The sequence below is a fragment of the Leyella lascolaii genome (assembly GCF_900079775.1).
Lineage (GTDB): Bacteria > Bacteroidota > Bacteroidia > Bacteroidales > Bacteroidaceae > Prevotella > Prevotella lascolaii.
Genome location: NZ_LT556036.1, coordinates 444,004 through 462,257, shown reverse-complemented (window position 1 = coordinate 462,257; position 18,254 = coordinate 444,004). Strand labels below are relative to the sequence as shown.

The window sequence follows — 18,254 nt, the reverse complement described above, 5'->3', positions numbered from 1 at the left end:
ATAATCAATAATGAGCACATTTAAGAACATTCTGCAATGGTGTAGACAGTCTGTCACATCTTTTTTCAAATGGTACAGAAGCTTATATAAAAACAAAGCATGGTATATAAAGACCGCAGTCGGACTTGCGTCATGCATAATTGCGTTCATCATATATTTGGGTATGGTGGATATGAACTTTCTCTGGCTTTTCGGAAAATCGCCAGGATTCTCTCAAATAAAGAATCCCAGCACTAATCAGGCGTCCGAAATATACAGTGCAGACGGTGTTCTGATTGGCAAGTTTTTTAACGAGAACAGAACTCCGGTAAAATATGAGGATGTAAATCCGGCATTCTGGAAAGCGCTCATCGATACCGAGGACGAACGTTTCTACAGTCATCATGGAATTGACGTGATAGGTCTTTTTGCCGCTGCCAAGGATGCCATACTGAGGAATGATGCACGTGGAGCTTCCACGATAACCCAGCAACTTGCCAAGAATATGTTCAGGGTACGCACCCAATACTCCACCGGGTTGTTGGGAAAGATACCAGGCGTAAGAATGCTTATAATGAAAAGCAAGGAATGGATCATCGCCACAAAGATAGAATATCTTTACGATAAGAAAGACATTCTTACCATGTATGCCAATACGGTAGACTTCGGCTCCAACGCATTCGGTATAAAGACTGCATGCAAGACATACTTTAACACCACACCGGCAGACATCACGACAGAACAGGTCGCCGTGCTTGTCGGTATGCTGAAGGCAACAACCTATTATAATCCCATAGCCAATCCCGATAATAGTCTGAAACGCCGTAACATAGTTCTTAACAACATGGTGAAGCACGGTGACATAACGCGTGTGGAATATGACTCTCTGTGTCAGATACCAATCAAGCTGAACTATAGTGTCGAGGGCAACTATGACGGTCAGGCCCTATATTTCCGCGAGGCGGTTGCCAACTATTTGAGAGACTGGTGTGACGAGAATAATTATGATTTGTACAACGATGGTCTCAAGATATACACAACAATAGACACGCGCATGCAACGCTATGCCGAACAGGCGGCATTGAAACAGATGAAGATTGTACAGCGCAACTTCAATAATCATTGGGGAAAAGAAGATCCATGGAGAGACGAGAGACATCAGGTCATTCCTAATTTTATAGAGGACATCGCCAAGAAACAACCTGTATATAAGAATCTACTTGCGAGGTTTCCAAACAATCCGGACTCTATAACATACTATCTTAACAAACCTCATAAAGTCAAACTGTTTGACTATGACAAAGGAGTAATCGAAAAAGAAATGTCCACAATGGACTCCATACGTTACATGGTAAGATTCATGCACTGCTCGTTTGTGGCAATGGAACCTCAGACAGGAGCGGTAAAGGCATGGGTAGGAGACATAGATTTCAACTCATGGAAATATGATAAGGTAACAGCCATGAGACAGCCCGGTTCAACGTTCAAGCTTTTTGTATACACCGAGGCAATGAACCAAGGACTCACACCGTGTGATAAAAGAAGGGACGAGTACTTCAGCATGGAGGTTTATGACAAGCAGAAAAAAGATGTCGTGAAATGGACTCCGTCAAATGCAAATGGATATTTCACAGGAGACTCCATGCCGTTAAAGAGCGCATTCGCAAGAAGCATCAATTCCATTGCCGTCAGACTCGGACAGGAGATGGGTATAAAAAGAATCATTGAAACAGCGAACAAGATGGGTATTCAAAGTCCGCTTGATGATGCACCGTCGCTTGCACTCGGCTCAAGCGATGTTAATCTTCTGGAGTTGACCAATGCATATTGCACTGTTTCGAACGACGGCAAACATGTCGCACCTGTACTTGTTGTGAAAATAATAGACAAGGATGGTAAAGAAGTTTACACCTGTCCTACTGAAGAAACACAGGTCATTCCGTATAAGTCCGCATTCCTTATGCAACAGATGCTCCTCGGAGGACTGAGAGAACCGGGAGGTACTTCACAAAGCCTATGGGGATATGTCGGAAAATACAACGATACAGAATGGGGCGGCAAGACTGGAACGTCAAACAATCATTCTGACGCATGGTTTATGGGTGTAAGCCCGAAACTCGTTGTTGGAGCCTGGGTAGGTGGAGAATACCGAAGCATACACTTCCGTACGGGCGCGCTCGGACAAGGAAGCAGAACGGCATTGCCTATATGCGGATACTTCCTTAGTTCCCTGCTTTCCGATCCGGCATTTAAACAATATCACGCAAAGTTCGGTAAACCCAAAGACAGTGACATTTCTTACAGTATGTACAATTGCCCGAGTTACTATGCCACGGCAAAAACCGATACTCTGGAAACTGACAGTACTGAGGTTACAACTGAAGTAACAGAGAACAGTGAAACTCCCGTAGAAAATGTAAAACATAGCAACTTGAGTAGTGGAAGTAATAATAACAAGGAAAACCATAAAGATAATAAAAAAGAGAAAAAAGAACTGCGTCCGGTTAAAGAGGAGGAAGTAAAGCTTGAGGATTTATAGCACATGGATATAATGATTTGAGTGATACATGAGTTATAATAAACAGAACTTGTCGTTAAACACAATCAGTTCATTATAAATCCTCCACATTTCGGATGCTGTCAAACAACCTGTTTCCCGCTTTTGTCGAAGATATAGCTGTATACGTCTGGCAAAAGCGGGAAACGGTATAAAGATGTCACTGCTGTATGGAAATAAATGGATGACAGGCATATATGTAAGTATGTCGAACTGAATAACGCAATTCTGATTACAACATCTTAACTCAGCAACAAAATGAACGAATCATCTCAGACAATATATATAAATGAATCCGGTGTCGTGGTACTCGAAATTGAAAAGGATAAAAGAACTCCGATGATGATAGACACATTATCGGACATATGGAAATCATCCGTACGTGCGAGCCATCATTTTCTCACAGAAGACGATATCATTCGCCTTACACCACAAGCCGAAGATGCATTGCGTGGAATAGAAACCCTATGGGTGATGGAAGACCGGCAGCGTCCGGTCGGTTTTATGGGTATTCAAAACCGTAAAATTGAGATGCTATTTCTCCATCCGGACTGTTTCAGGAAAGGTTTGGGCAAGGTTTTCATCAAAATTGCATTTGATAAATTGGACATAGAGTTTGTTAATGTCAATGAACAGAATCCTAATGCCCGTAGATTCTACGAACACATGGGGTTCAAGGTGTTCAAACGCAATGAGTTTGACGACGCAGGAAATCCGTTTCCAATTCTGGAAATGAAACGACATTAACGGATGCTCCGGCATCACTCTATATTTAAGAAAGCTTATTATCGTTATACAGATAAACACCAATTAATAAGCCCTGTTTTTGGGTCAGTAGAAATTTAGTGGGGATAAATTTGTAAGAAAATCGAAAAGTCCTTTACTTTGCAGTATGGAAAAAGATTATTTGAATATGTTGGCCGGTATCGTACTGCCCACACAGATATTGGATTACTTTTCGATAGTTGGCATTGAGCAAACCACCGGAGAGATACACATCAGCCTGGACGAGAAGATGAATCCTCTACAACAACCGTTCATCAAATGCGCTCGCTGAATCATTCAACGCTAAAATCAAACTCTTCAGAGCGAATCTCAGGGGAGTTGTTGACAAGAAGTTTTTCTTATTCCGTATTGCTAAACTGTATGCCTATCCCCACTAAAAATCTACTGACCCCTGTTTTTCTTCTTGCAATAAACCAAAAGTTTCACCTGTCATAATTTCAGAAGTAGATGCATTCATATGTTCAGAATAGAGTGGCATATCTTTTAAAATGAAAATTTACACATAACGGGAAGTAAAAAATATTGACAAAAATATTTCTCAAAACAGAATCGGAAACATTGTGTGGTGGTTACCTATATACATTTTCGTATATCCCAGATTACCGAATATTTGTTCCCGAAATTCCCAAACTGGCTTTTTGATATACGGAAATAGCGACACGCAGTCATGAAAATGCCTTTTACGCACTGCAAAACGTTACATGTCATCACCCCAAACGGGCTTTTCCGCAACACTGGAAAGGCTTTTTCGTAAAGCGGAATCAGCTGTTCCGTGATACACAAATACGTAAACCGCTGTATATCAAATAATTTCACAAAATGCTCAAAACCCGCGTATTTTCACCGGAAATGCCGTTCGCGAATAAATAGAGCGGTATCATGAGGTTGGCATTGTTTATTTTGTCATATGTATTAATACGGAATGCACATAACGGAATATTCCATATGGCGATGTCGGACAACTTTCGTGTCATGCGATTTTTCATACTGCGGTGGCGCAAAGGATACATATAAAAAAGCGCGACATATAAAGTAGAGACGCAAAATCTTGCGTCTCACAAGCAGGAAACGCTATTACAACACGCTGATTATAACTGGGATAAATTGCGCATGGCTCCTCGGGAGACGCAAAATTTTGCGTCTCTACTGGCATACGCCATTGTAATAGCGCAACATTATTCACACTTTTATTACGCTGCATGCTAAAAGTAGAGACGCAAAATTTTGCGTCTCACAAGCAACAAACGCAATGAAAACACGCTGATTATAACTGGGATAAATTGCGCATGGCTCCATGGGAGACGCAAAATCTTGCGTCTCTACTGGCTGACGCCACCAATATGCATGGTGGAAACAGGAAACCAACCTCACCGCCTTGTGGCACTCAATAAAAAAGGTGAGGACATACGAGCATGCCCCCACCCTGCTATAACTATTTTATAGAGTGTTTTCCGACGGTTATCTTATTATTACTTTCTTCGCCGTACCGTCAGTGTATCTTATAATGTTGATGCCTTTCTGCGGAGCGTTCAGTTTTATACCGTTGATGGTATATATAGCCTGAATCTCTTTCTCAAATACATTCTTGACTGTGCTTGTTATATCCGTTGCCACATTATATCCTGTTTTGGATATAGCAAGAATGGTAGGCCAGCTGTAAGAGTCTGTCTTAAACGATACTGACTTCACTTTCTTGTTACGGTCTGTAGGCAGTGTATACTCATAAAGACGGAATTTGTAATTATTGTCAGGTACATCTTCAGTGAAGAAACCTGGTATAGTTGTAGTGGGTATTCTACTTATACCATATACAGCTTCGTCTCCTGAAGGATAATAATTGTACCAGTTATCCGGACTGAATACAGATGTGCTGCTTGCTGTGCCATCATCATAATTGGCTGTTACTTCAACATCAGACTGCCCGCCGGTGGAAGTCATCAGGAAATAAAGCTCTGAACACTTCTCCGGATTGTCAAATACAAGGTCATGGCTTACACCGCTTTCATTCAATACGAGTGCGTTGTTCTGAGCATAGTCCGCCAATTTGAATTCCTTGCCTGAAGCAGTCTTTACAATGTGGTTGTCACCGGCAATAGCTCCACCCTCCTGAACAGAAGTGGTGTAGAACACCCATCCTTGCATATCGAGATATCCGTTGGTGGATTTTGCACAAGGCTTGCTCTCAGCAATGACATCATAATTGAATCCTTTAACAGACACAGGACCTGTTACAGGCACCGCCTCTGCAAACTGCTCGAATGCCTCCACCTCAGCGAGTGTGGGATAGAAGTAAGGGTTGAGCGTGCATACTATGGCGAGATACTTGCAGCTCTTGTACTCCGGCAGGATATACTCAAGTTCGGAAACCTTGTCGAGACCGGCGAAAGTCTTCACTGCCGTGAGGTTGGTGAGGTCGTTGCCCATCATGATACTTATCTCGTTGTTGGCGGCTCCGCTCTTTCCGTTGTCGTTCTCAGCCTGGTTCTCGCCCGGGATATATATCTTCACCTTAGAGATGTTCCAGTTCTTGCCTTCCGGAGCGGTGAATATGGTCCAGAAGTCTTTCTTGAACATAGACGGCGTCTCTATCTCACCGCAACCCTCGTCTGTGGTGTTGCCGTCGGTAAGAGTACCGGTCTTTAACTCATCAAACTCAGCCTCGAACGAAAAGTCTGACTTATAATGGCGCAATGTAGCCTCTGTTCCGGCAAGCACATTGGGCTGCTCGTCAGTATCTATAATTACATTGACTACACGTTCTTTATACAATTCACCGTTGTTAATCCGGATAGTCACTTTGTCCAATCCCATTATTTTCCCGGCTGTTACTGGCACAGTAAATGTTCCCTCCTGTTCATTCTCGGTTATCTTTCCTACAATCACATTGTTCTTCCCCGCAACCGCACTACAGCTGAACTGCTCAGCACGTTCGTCACCGTTTAGATTGTATTTCACCACAATGTTCTTTGCCTCCACGGCATTAAGTTTCAGTTCTGCAGGCTGCATCTCTACAGTGAGGTTGTTGTCGTCCTTTCCGAACACCTCGAACTCCCATATGCGGAGTGTTCCGCTCACATGCGGAGATAGGCGTAGGTATCGAGCCTTATAAGGAGCTATGTAGTCTGTCTTGATTGACTCGCTCTCGCGGTCCTCCTCATCCACCACTGTCGTCCAGTGCTCACCGTCGTCAGACAGCTCGATGGTGTACGAACGGATTTGGTCCACTCCGCTTTCCGGACCGGAATTGCCGTCGAATATCTTGAAACCATAGACAAGATATGCACCTTCAAGGTCGAATATCACCCAGTTGTCAGCACTCACGTTGCACCACTTGTCGCTTGTACTGTTAGGACGCTCCACGCCGTCAATAATCTTGGACGGCACTTCGGTTGAGTTTGTAGAACCACTAAACGATACCACAGTTTTATTCATAACCACGTTATATACCTCTTTCTCCTCACCGGCTTCCATCACATCAAGTACCTCTTTCGTAGTTGTGGATGTACCAACGGCATTTGTCGCCTCTACCGTGACGCTCTGACGTCCGCTCTTCAAGCCTTTTACAGTTATCCTGCTGTCGGTCAGCGAGCCGTCTACGAGCTCCAGTCCTTCCGGAAGAGTCCACTTCCATGCGGTTGGCTTGCCTGTTCCCTTTGCGGTGATTGTGGCTGTCTCGCCCACGTTGATGTAGCTCTTGGAGAGTTTGAATGTCACGGTAGGAACCTTTGGTGTGGGATAGTTTACCTTCAGAGTCTGTGCCGGCTGCTGCCTCATGTCCTTCATCACAGGCACAACGAGCACATTGACATACTCGTCATTGGCGTTGCGCTCGAACGGAGGAATGTAAAAGCCGCCACCTCGTGTCTGTCCCACGAGCTTGCGTGTGCCGTCGGCTGTCTCGGTATAGATGTCGAAATGATCGAAGTCGGCAGTATAACTGTAATCCCATGTCACGCGGATGTCGCCCTTCTCCTCACCGAGCACGCTCGTTGTAGAGAGGTTGTTGACAGTCACAGCAGCCGGAGCATAGGATTCGGGAAGCATGGCAAGCTCTCCAAGCGACAAAGAGTAATCAGCAACTTTGGTGTCAGTCTTCATATTGATAGCAATCATGTAGACTGTTTTCCCGTTCAAAGAAGATAGGTCATATTCACAGACAGTCCAGCCGTTCTTTTCTGTTGTCTTCGGGTTTGTGAGTGTAATCATCTCTCCGTCAACCTTACTTTCAGTAGCGAGTCTCACCTCTACCGAGCCGGGCGTGCTTGTCTTGTAAACCAGCCGGAGTGTTCCTCCAGAGTTTACAGGTATCATGGTTTTGTACAGACGCATCAGATGATTGCCGGGAAGAAGTATCCCGGAAATTTTAAGTGAGCTTCCGAAGTTGTATGCGTCATCCCAGTCGATTGACACATCCAGACCTTCCTTGTTCTCTATCCAGTAGCGCCACGTCGGCATGATGCTCTGCACGCCGCTGTGATACCAGTCCTGAGTGTTCTGTTTCTCACCCTCCACAAAGCGGTGCTTGCCAAGACCGACACAGAAGGATGTCTCGAAAGGCATGGAACTGATGACAGAACGCTCCAGCATACGTCCGGAAAGACCGGGCCAGCCGAAATCGTCGACGTAGGTAGGGTCGCCATACTGGTTCACCCACATGTCTCTTTCATTATAGAAAACTCTAAGTTACTAATAATCAGCGACTTATGCAATACTTTTATTGCCTAATTATCAATATTTTAGACAATTTTTCAGAGTCTTTTCTAGACCTTTTACAGCTTGCTCAAGCGATAGTTATTGACAGTATTTCAATGAACTTTTATATAGTGAAACCGGATAGCCGGCTTCAAATGTTTAACTTTTAGCGCGGTAAATTTTTACCGAAGTATTGATATATAAGTATTGGTGTTAATATCCAGTTGTGAAACGGCATATACTGCATATGATTATTATCAATAACACACTAATATCAACGCCGAATGAAAAAACACTTACTTACATACGATATTTTTTCTTAATATAACAAATGGGTTTATAGGATGTATCCGTAGGTTATAAATATATATATGAATAAATCCAAATAGTGTTAATGACTTCACTGATTTAAAGAAATTATAGTTGCAGTTTATATGGGCTTGTTGAAGATGACTTTATTATATTATGTTCATAACAAGCTTATATTAATATATGTAAAAACGAAAAACCCGATAAAAGCTGCACTTTTATTTTGTGAATATGTATTTAAGTAAAACATTTTCCCTATATTTGCATTATAAATCCATAAAGACTACATTTCAAACAAAAATCATAATGAACAATAAGAATTTAATGAATCATGCAGCAGACAACATCAGGATTCTTGCTGTATCGATGGTAGAGAAAGCAAAGTCTGGTCATCCAGGTGGTGCGATGGGAGGAGCTGATTTCATTAATGTACTTTTCTCAGAGTTTTTGGTGTACGATCCAAATAATCCTGAATGGGAAGGACGTGACAGATTTTATCTTGATCCAGGTCATATGTCCCCAATGTTATATTCAGCTCTTGCAATGCAAGGTAAATATACAATAGATGAACTTAAGGAATTCAGACAATGGGGTTCTGTCACCCCAGGACATCCTGAGCGAGATATAAGACATGGAATAGAAAATACATCAGGACCTTTGGGGCAAGGACATACTTATGCAGTAGGTGCGGCTATTGCTGAAAAATTTCTTGAGGCACGTCTGAGCCATACCATGATGCAGCATAAGATATATGCCTATATATCTGATGGCGGTATTCAGGAGGAAATTTCACAGGGTGCCGGACGTGTTGCCGGTCTGCTGCATCTGAATAATCTTATAATGTTCTATGACGCAAATGAAATACAGTTATCTACGGAATGTGATACTGTAATGAACGAGAACACCAAGATGAAATACCAGTCGTGGGGGTGGAATGTTCTGGAAATAAATGGAAATGATCCTGATGAAATACGTGAGGCTCTTAAAAATGCAAATAACGAAAAGGACCGTCCTACTCTTATAATAGGACATACTATAATGGGAAAAGGTGCCATCAAGGCTGACGGAACCAGTTATGAAAGAAATGTTAACACGCATGGAGCACCTTTAGGGCAGGAATCTTATGTCAATACTGTCAAGAATCTCGGAGGCGATATAAATAATCCGTTTGTCATATTCGACGACGTAAAGGAACTTTACGAAAATAGAAAGAAAGAGTTGCTTAAAATTGTTGAACAGCGGCATATTGCAGAGGACAAATGGAGGAAGGACAATCCGGAAACAGCAACACTCATGGACGAGTGGTTCTCAGGGAAAGCTCCAAAGGTAGACTGGAGTTCTGTTACGCAAAAAAGAGATGTTGCAACACGTGTGGCATCATCTGTTTGTCTGGGAATATTAGGAGAGCAGGTACACAACATGGTCTGTTCTTCAGCGGATTTGTGCAACTCTGATAAAACGGACGGATTCCTGAAAAAGACACATGAGTTCAAAGCCGATGATTTCAGTGGTGCTTTCTTTCAGGCTGGAGTAAGCGAATTGACAATGGCATGTATATGTATAGGTATGTATCTTCATGGAGGAGTTATTCCCGCGTGCGGAACGTTCTTTGTATTCTCAGACTATATGAAACCTGCGATAAGAATGGCTGCTTTGATGCAAGTACCTATAAAGTTCATATGGTCGCACGATGCGTTCCGTGTGGGAGAGGACGGACCTACCCATGAACCTGTTGAGCAAGAGGCTCAAATACGTCTCATGGAAAAGCTTAAGAATCATAAAGGTCAAGACTCAGTAAGAGTATTCCGTCCTGCAGATGCCGGAGAGACAACCGTATGCTGGCAAATGGCTGTAGAGAATATGGATACTCCTACAGCATTGATTTTTTCCAGACAGCCGGTCAATAGCCTCCCGGAAGGTACTGATTATGAGCAGGTGCGCAAGGGTGCATATATTGTAAATGGCTCTGATGAAGACTATGATGTTATCCTCCTTGCTTCAGGTTCTGAAGTAGCAACACTTCTTGCCGGAGCAGAGTTATTGCGTAAAGACGGTGTAAGACTACGTGTCGTAAGTGTTCCATCAGAAGGTCTCTTCAGATGTCAGAGTAAAGAATATCAGGAAAATATACTTCCAACCGGAGCTAAAATATTCGGTCTTACGGCAGGACTTTCCGTTACGCTTGAAGGATTGGTGGGTTCTAACGGAATGGTTTATGGAATGAATTCGTTTGGATATTCCGCACCATACAAGGTACTTGATGAGAAACTGGGATTCACTGCTGAAAATATATACAAGCAGGTTAAAATGTTTATATCTAATAAATAAAAACGTAAAACTATGGAAGTAAAGACTGTTGGAATAGCATGCGACCATGCTGGTTATGCATTAAAAAAATTTGTGGTGCAATATCTTGAGGAACATCATATTCCATACAAGGATTATGGCACATACAGTGATATGAGTTGTGACTATCCCGATTTCGCTCATGCTCTTGCTGACGGAATTGTTAATGGTGAGGTATATCCGGGAATAGGAATATGCGGTAGCGGTGAGGGTATGTGTATGACACTCAATCGACATAAAGGTGTAAGAGCCGGTCTCGCATGGACACAGGAAATTGCTCATATGATAAGGCAGCACAATGATGCAAATGTTCTTGTTTTGCCAGGACGGTTCATCGATAACAAAGCGGCAGAAAAAATATTGAATGAGTTTTTCAGTACTACATTTGAAGGCGGACGTCATCAAAATAGAATCAATAAGATAGACCAGCTGTAAAAGGAAAGGAAAATATAAATTAATCAGTAAAGGTGAGATAAAATGCAGACGGCATTTTTCTGGTTTTAGTTTTATTATTGAACAATAAACAAAAGAAAACAGAATTATAAGGTACTGCTTTTTTCTCACCTTTATAATTCACTTATATTATGAAAAAACTCCGAATCATTTTACTACTATACGTCATGGTAAGCTGCATGACGTCAAATGCCATAAACAATTATAATGATGACATATCTCGTAAAAAAGATACAGAGCTAACTTTTACAGAAAGAATGAATGTCATCGGAAAAGAGTTTTTTTATTTGAACGGAATTGACATTACGTCTGAAGAGAAAAACGTCCTTATGTTCCTTTATGCTTATATGCCGCTTGCTGATATAACAGACTACCCTACTTCATTTTTCTTGGATAACATAAGATGTTCATTGAAGGCGAGAAGAGAAATGGCATGGGGAGCCAGCGTTCCGGAGAATTTATTCAGACACTTTGTTATTCCTGTCAGAGTAAATAATGAAGCTCTTGATTCCTCAAGAATGGTGTTTTACAATGAACTTAAAGAAAGAGTAAATGGTAAAAACATGTATGATGCGATTTTAGAGGTAAACCATTGGTGTCATGAGAAAGTGACATACCAACCTTCTGACGCAAGAACTTCATCTCCGCTGGCAACTGTCAGAACTGCCACTGGACGTTGTGGCGAACAAAGTACTTTTACGGTTGCTGCTCTACGTTCTGTAGGTATACCGGCACGTCAGGTATATACACCACGCTGGGCGCATACAGATGACAATCATGCCTGGGTTGAAGCGTGGGCTGATGGCAAATGGTATTTTCTCGGAGCTTGCGAGCCTGAACCTGTGCTTAACCTTGGATGGTTCAATGCTCCGGCATCACGTGCTATGCTCATGCATACAAGGGTATTCGGTAATTATAATGGTCCTGAAGAAGTGATTCTACGGTCATCCAATTTTACAGAAATAAACGTGACAGACAACTATGCTGACACAGCACCACTCATAATAACTGTTACAGATAAAAATAATACACCTATAAACAATGCAAGAATTGATTTCAAAATATACAACTATGCCGAATTCTGTACAGTTGCGACAAAATACACCGACAATAACGGACAAACGAGTCTTACCGCAGGCAAGGGAGACATGCTAATTTGGGCTTCAAAAGACAACCGCTACGCATGGCGTAAAGTATCTTTTGGAAAAGACCATAGCATTACCATTAATATTGATACGGATAATCAAGCTACAATCTTGGACAATAGCAGTATTATAGAAGATACAATGACTATAGTGCCTCCTCCTGAAAAAGCCGTAATACCATATCTCAGTGAGGAGCAGATAAAAGTAAATCAGAAAAGATTTGCATATGAGGATTCACTTCGAAAAGCATATGTGTCAACATTCTTAACTGAAGATGAGGCTGATAAAATTGCTGAGTATGCTTCCGAATACATTGTAAAATCAAGAGGTAATCATAAAACTATCGTTGATTTCATTAACCGTCACAGGGATAATCCACAGCGTGTCGTTGCGTTGCTTGCCACACTCAGCGATAAAGATCTGCGAGATATAACAACAGAGATACTTGAAGACAATTATACCGCACAAAGCAATCAGTTGTCGCCAAGAGTAGAAGACGAGATGATTATTCGCCCATTCAAACATTATTTGGCGTCGGCATTCAGCAAAGAAGAAGCTGACAGATTCCGGAATAATCCGTCAGAATTAGCTGCATGGATAAGCGATAATATAAGAATTGATACAGACAGTCTTGCCCTTCAGATTGCGCAGACACCGGTTGGTGCCATGAAGTCACGCATAACCACACCGCGTTCCAGAGATATACTGTTTGTAGACGCTGCCAGAAGTCTTGGTATTGAAGCACGGAAAGATGCTATAACTTCAAAGGTTCAATATCGCTTTGGTAATGAATGGATAGACGTAAACTTCGATGAGAAAGATATAATAAAAAAGGGTAGAAAAGGAAAACTTATTCTGTCATATGTGCCTCAAAAACATCTTGAGGATCCATTATATTACAGTCATTTCACCATAAGTAAAATAGAAAACGGATGCACTCAACTGCTGAACATGGAGGAAGGACAAGCTGATATGGGTAACGGAACAAGTTGGGGCAACACATTCAAAAAAGGCGTATCGCTTGATACAGGAACTTATATGCTCACTACAGGAACACGTCTTGCCAACGGCAGTGTGCTTGTTTCTAACAAGATATTCAACATTTTGGAGGGCAAGATAACAACGGTGTCTCTTGATATGCTCCAAAGCACATCTGCAATAAGTGTGATTGGCTCGTTCAATAGTGAGTCAATTTTCGATAAAGACGGGAAAGACGTTTCAATTCTTTCTCAGACCGGTCGTGGTTATTATGTTTTGGGTGTAATAAATAGTGGTCAGGAACCGACAAACCACACGTTGCACGACATTGAAAAAATAAAGACTCAGTTTGAGCAATGGGGACGTCCTCTTGTTCTGCTTTTTGAAAACAATGCCTCAATGAGCAAGTTCAACTCAGCAGAATTTTCCTCATTGCCGTCTGGAACAATATTCGGTACTGATAAAAATGGTGAGATCATGAAGCAACTTGTTCAGCAGATGAAACTCAATGACAAACGACAGTTGCCTATATTCATCATTGCCGACACTTTCAATAGGGTAGTTTTTGTCTCACAAGGATACACCATAGGTATAGGTGAACAGATACTTAACGTGATAAAAAAATTGTAACCAATATTATATAATATGTAATATATAAATTAGAGGACACCACCGCTGTACTATAAATTATTTAGCCCAAATCGTAATAGAAATAATAGAGACACTATTTTCTAACGGTTTGGGTTAAAAGCTTATATATACTTGATAATATTTTGCACGTTAGTATTTACCCATATCCTGCATACTTCCATTCCAACAAATGTCATTTGTATTCATAAAATACTGAACTACAGCTGTTTGTTTTCCATATTTTGATGTATTAATGCGTGGAAAATTTGGCGCATAATGTTATTTTTGTTAGCTTTGTCTCATGATATCACATCACCGACTTCTGCCTCCACCAATTATATTGATGCATTCACACAGATGCCGTTTGTGACATGATAAAACATAGCATTAAAATGAAAACATTTCTCAGAAGTCTGATTTTATTTTCAGTTATTGGATTTAGTATTGCCGTGCAGGCGCAGGACAATACAAGATTCACTCTTGTCCGTGATGTGTCAGAGCTTAATGACGGTGATGCCGTGGTTATTGTCGATTCCGAAGAAGGTGCTGCATTAGGCAAAAGAACGAATAATGCAAAGGACTGCATTTATGCCTCAAACATCGATATAAGCGGTGATGAGGTGACGGTAAATGATGACGTGCAGGTTTTCCGGCTCGGGAAGTTGTCTGCCGGATGGCGGTTTCATACCGGAACATCTTATCTGGGAGGGTCTTCCACGAACAAACTGTCGTTTTATGAGAAGGCTGATGAATATTCTAAAGCAAGCATAAAAATAGATGGCGGAACCGCTACAATAACGTTCAAATCAAAATACAGAATCGGATATAATTATAATAAGAACGCATCTCAGGGCTTTCAGGGCTTATTTAAATTATATTCAGCAATCAACAGTAGGATTTCTTTGTATAAGATGTGTACGGACTCTCCGTCTGACGNGTCTTCCACGAACAAACTGTCGTTTTATGAGAAGGCTGATGAATATTCTAAAGCAAGCATAAAAATAGATGGCGGAACCGCTACAATAACGTTCAAATCAAAATACAGAATCGGATATAATTATAATAAGAACGCATCTCAGGGCTTTCAGGGCTTATTTAAATTATATTCAGCAATCAACAGTAGGATTTCTTTGTATAAGATGTGTACGGACTCTCCGTCTGACGTAATAACATTAGACGGAAGTTCGCAATCTGCTGACAACAGCGGTGTGATAAGCACACATTACAACGCCACTCTCGATGAGGTTACCCTTCAGAGGACTTTTGTCGGTGACGGAGGATGGTATACCGTGTGTCTGCCATTCCCGCTTACAGCAGAAGACATAAGGGAACAGTTTCAAGGGGCGGATTTTCAGGAGTTCACCGATGTGGAGGTGAACCCGGACAACAGTCTCAATCTCATTTTCAAACGTGTCTCCGTGACAAAGGCAGGCGTACCGTATATGGTGCGTCCCATTGAGGGAACCGAAATAAAGAATCCTGTTTTCACAAACAAGACCATCACCGCAAACCGTCCGGAGACCGTAACCCACGCATGCCGGGACGCGTCCACGTACGAATGCTCGTTCGTCGGAATATTCAACCCCACAGCCATATACGGCAGGACAATCCGTTTTGTATCCGCAGACGGCGTCACTCTCACTGTTCCGGCAAATGACGGCTCCAGACTCAAAGGATTCCGCGCATACATGAAGATGCCTGACGGAAATGTGTCGGCAAAGATAAACAGTGGAGACGTCACCAGTGGGATTATATCGGTAGAGCGTGATATCCAGCTCCGGCACAAGGGGGTGTATGACCTTTGCGGTCGCTACATGGGGGATTCGGCAGAAAATCTCAGACATGGCATTTATATTGTGAACGGCAGAAAAACAGTAATAAAATAACAGTAAAACAAATACATGAAAAAGACATATATCGCCCCGGCTATTTGCCTGCTCCACATTCCGGCAGTGCTTCTAAGCGGTTCAGGCAGTTCTGCAAAGATGGAAGGAGGACTTTTTCTCGACATAAGTGATGAGGAGTCGTCAGCAGGTGAGGGACGAGCAAAGAAAAATGACAGTGACTGGGACAGCTGGGACAACGATTGACATCCACCTGCGAAAGAAATGAAACCAAGATAACATCGGACTGAAAAACCGATGGCATGGTGGACTTGATATCCAAACCATGCCATAAACCGGTTCTTACGATAATACAGTGACTCAAAAGAAACACCCCATAGTGAAACCATAATATCCACCGTTAACAGGTATTGCAACGGGCGTAAAAACAAGGTCGTTTTCTTTCTTTCCATTTGTTTGAAAGATTTTTTGCCACAAGCGGCAACTCCATTCACCGACACGTGCGCTCAATATACCGACTCCCGCACCAGCCACAACATCATGCAGCCAGTGCCTTCCGTTATACATCCGCATGAACCCTACCCCAACTGCGATGGTATAAGCACCGATTCCATACCAACCACCGTATTCCATCCGCACAAGTTCAGCACCCATGAAAGCTGTTGCAGTATGTCCTGAAGGGAAAGAGTTGTGACCTGCAAACTCCGGCCTTTTCTCATCAATGCAGAATTTCGGAACATTTGTAAGAACTGCCAATGTCGCATAGGAAGTAGCAATAATAAAAAATCTGTCGCGGAATGGATGCTTTGCCTTTATGCCAGCACAGCCCAGCATTAAAGAACCGGCAACCGGAAGATACTGTATGTAATCGTCAAACTCGAGCCGATTGTTGCTCCCCCGTATATCTATCACGTTGTTTGTGATGTCACGGCTACCGTTTCTGATGAAACCAGGGGCGAGCGCAACCGCACCAGCACCTATTAAAGATGCGGGAAGGATTGTTTGCCGCCATTTAAACCCATAGTTTCCGAGACCTCTGTTTTTTACGGACAATGAATCACAATCAGCCTGTTGCCCGTACACGTTCATTGGCAGAATTACCGTCATAGTAACTGCCAGAATTAAATTTTTGACATCCATGAAATTTGCTTAGCCTCACCAGTTCCTGCTCGGCTTAATATTAGGTTGGTACTGAAACGTGGAACCATATGCCAACATCCTCTTGTACAGACAATATGTCTTAACTCGAAAATGGAGACAGCAGCCCCATGCAAACCCCATGGAGAACTATCATGCCAGAATCTTGTTATCAGTTTTAAAGTTTCCTACGCTTTATTACAGAAAGATGAAGACACAACGTTTCTTTGAATAACTATATAATGTTCGTACTTTACATTTTTATCACGTGATTAAGGGGATTAGAGACAGAGAAACAGAAACGTGGAACTACACATCGTACACTCCTCTGTAAAAGGCGGTAGGAAAGCCCCTGATAACGGAATGGAGACGGTAGCCCCACGCATATACGCGGAGAACCATCATGCCAATCTTGTTATCTGGTTAAAGTTTCCTACGCTTTATTACAGCAAGACATAGACACAACGCTTCTTTTTATCCTCAAAAATATTACATCGTAACCGATGTTGTAAGTTTATACCATAAGCAATGCATTTTAGGTTTATACTGATACCTCACAAAGTGAGTACTTTAATCTTATCGGCGGCAAAGATAATGCAAGGCGAGTGCAACAGCAAGACGGGAAAACGAAGTTTTACCAGACTTGGTACTGCCGAGCCGAAGCTTGTCTTATGCAAAGATAATGCAAGGTGAGTGCAACGGGAAGACGGGAAAACTGAGTTTTACCAGTCTTGACATTGCCGAATCGAAGCTTATCTTATACAAAGATAATGCAAACGAGAGGAAAAAGAGCTCGCTCTTAATTTCCCGAGTGCAGCTTAGCTTCTGCAAAGATAATGCAAACGAGAGGAAAGAGAGCTCGCTCTTAATTTCCCGAGTGCGGCATATCTTCTGCAAAGATAGCATATTTTATTGATAAACAGAAAACAAATCCACGATAACACGTCGGGATGCATGTAAGTATAGTATTGTGGAGAAATAGAACGATATATGATAAGATGCGAAAAAACAATCAGCTTGTATATCAGACAACATCAGGCACGATGGTCATGCTTATGGAAGGACTTAATTAGGCAAAGCAGGCAATACTCCGTATTTCTCCCTTGCATTTACCTTACAGTCATGCTGGCATGTATATATTTTAAATGATAAAAGAAAGAATACAGTAATGCGGTCGATTAACAATAACTTATACAAACCTCGATAGAAAACACAATAAATATTCTTAATACTAAGATTTTGATTTTAAGTTAAACAACGTGAGAAATTTAACATACTGGACTTTCTTATTTAAGGTATAAATTCCTGTCAGCAGCCATTTTGCATCACTCATAATACTGTTTTAAACCGTCATATACCATATGAATATGCATGATAAAGCCTTTATCACATTATGAA

At 41.9% G+C, this 18,254-nt stretch carries 9 protein-coding genes and 1 pseudogene; 8 read left to right on the top strand and 2 right to left on the bottom strand.

Annotated features, from left to right (window positions below):
- Positions 1–10 precede the first annotated feature (10 nt).
- From BN4609_RS05250 to BN4609_RS17305, 4 genes and pseudogenes are all read left to right on the top strand, one after another.
- The gene (locus BN4609_RS05250) at positions 11–2,518 is read left to right on the top strand and encodes a transglycosylase domain-containing protein (RefSeq protein WP_068855556.1); all 2,508 of its coding nucleotides are present in this window, start codon (positions 11–13) and stop codon (positions 2,516–2,518) included.
- Positions 2,519–2,794: 276 nt separating this feature from the next.
- The gene (locus BN4609_RS05245) at positions 2,795–3,283 is read left to right on the top strand and encodes a GNAT family N-acetyltransferase (RefSeq protein ID WP_084791363.1); all 489 of its coding nucleotides are present in this window, start codon (positions 2,795–2,797) and stop codon (positions 3,281–3,283) included.
- Positions 3,284–3,449: 166 nt separating this feature from the next.
- Positions 3,450–3,593 carry a hypothetical protein gene (locus tag BN4609_RS16430; protein ID WP_164071560.1) on the top strand — a complete coding sequence of 48 codons (144 nt, stop codon included), beginning with the start codon at positions 3,450–3,452 and terminating at the stop codon, positions 3,591–3,593.
- A pseudogene (locus BN4609_RS17305) lies at positions 3,562–3,699 on the top strand (ISAon1 family transposase); the annotation flags it as partial. The gene BN4609_RS16430 and the pseudogene BN4609_RS17305, both read left to right, overlap by 32 nt.
- 1,081 nt (positions 3,700–4,780) lie before the next feature.
- On the opposite strand, the gene BN4609_RS05240 reads toward BN4609_RS17305, so the two are convergent.
- Positions 4,781–7,978, bottom strand: a complete 3,198-nt coding sequence (locus tag BN4609_RS05240) for a discoidin domain-containing protein (protein WP_068855555.1) — start codon at positions 7,976–7,978, stop codon at positions 4,781–4,783.
- 651 nt (positions 7,979–8,629) lie between these two features.
- Between BN4609_RS05240 and BN4609_RS05235 the strand changes: the two genes are divergently transcribed.
- The 4 genes from BN4609_RS05235 to BN4609_RS05215 all read left to right on the top strand — a co-directional run bounded on the left by BN4609_RS05235 (position 8,630) and on the right by BN4609_RS05215 (position 15,965).
- Positions 8,630–10,651: a transketolase family protein gene (locus BN4609_RS05235; RefSeq protein WP_068855652.1), complete on the top strand. Its 2,022-nt coding sequence runs from the start codon at positions 8,630–8,632 to the stop codon at positions 10,649–10,651.
- A 12-nt stretch (positions 10,652–10,663) separates the two neighbouring features.
- Complete coding sequence (gene rpiB / locus BN4609_RS05230) at positions 10,664–11,104, top strand: ribose 5-phosphate isomerase B (RefSeq protein ID WP_068855554.1); 441 nt, start codon at positions 10,664–10,666, stop codon at positions 11,102–11,104.
- Positions 11,105–11,253: 149 nt separating this feature from the next.
- Positions 11,254–13,875: a transglutaminase-like domain-containing protein gene (locus BN4609_RS05225; RefSeq protein WP_068855553.1), complete on the top strand. Its 2,622-nt coding sequence runs from the start codon at positions 11,254–11,256 to the stop codon at positions 13,873–13,875.
- 1,901 nt (positions 13,876–15,776) lie between these two features.
- Positions 15,777–15,965 (top strand): hypothetical protein, encoded by a 189-nt coding sequence (locus BN4609_RS05215; RefSeq protein ID WP_021993786.1) that lies wholly within the window; start codon positions 15,777–15,779, stop codon positions 15,963–15,965.
- Between the two features lie 114 nt (positions 15,966–16,079).
- On the opposite strand, the gene BN4609_RS05210 is transcribed toward BN4609_RS05215, so the two are convergent.
- Positions 16,080–16,859, bottom strand: coding sequence for a phosphatase PAP2 family protein (locus BN4609_RS05210; RefSeq protein ID WP_068855551.1), 780 nt, complete (start codon positions 16,857–16,859; stop codon positions 16,080–16,082).
- Between the last annotated feature and the right edge of the window lie 1,395 nt (positions 16,860–18,254).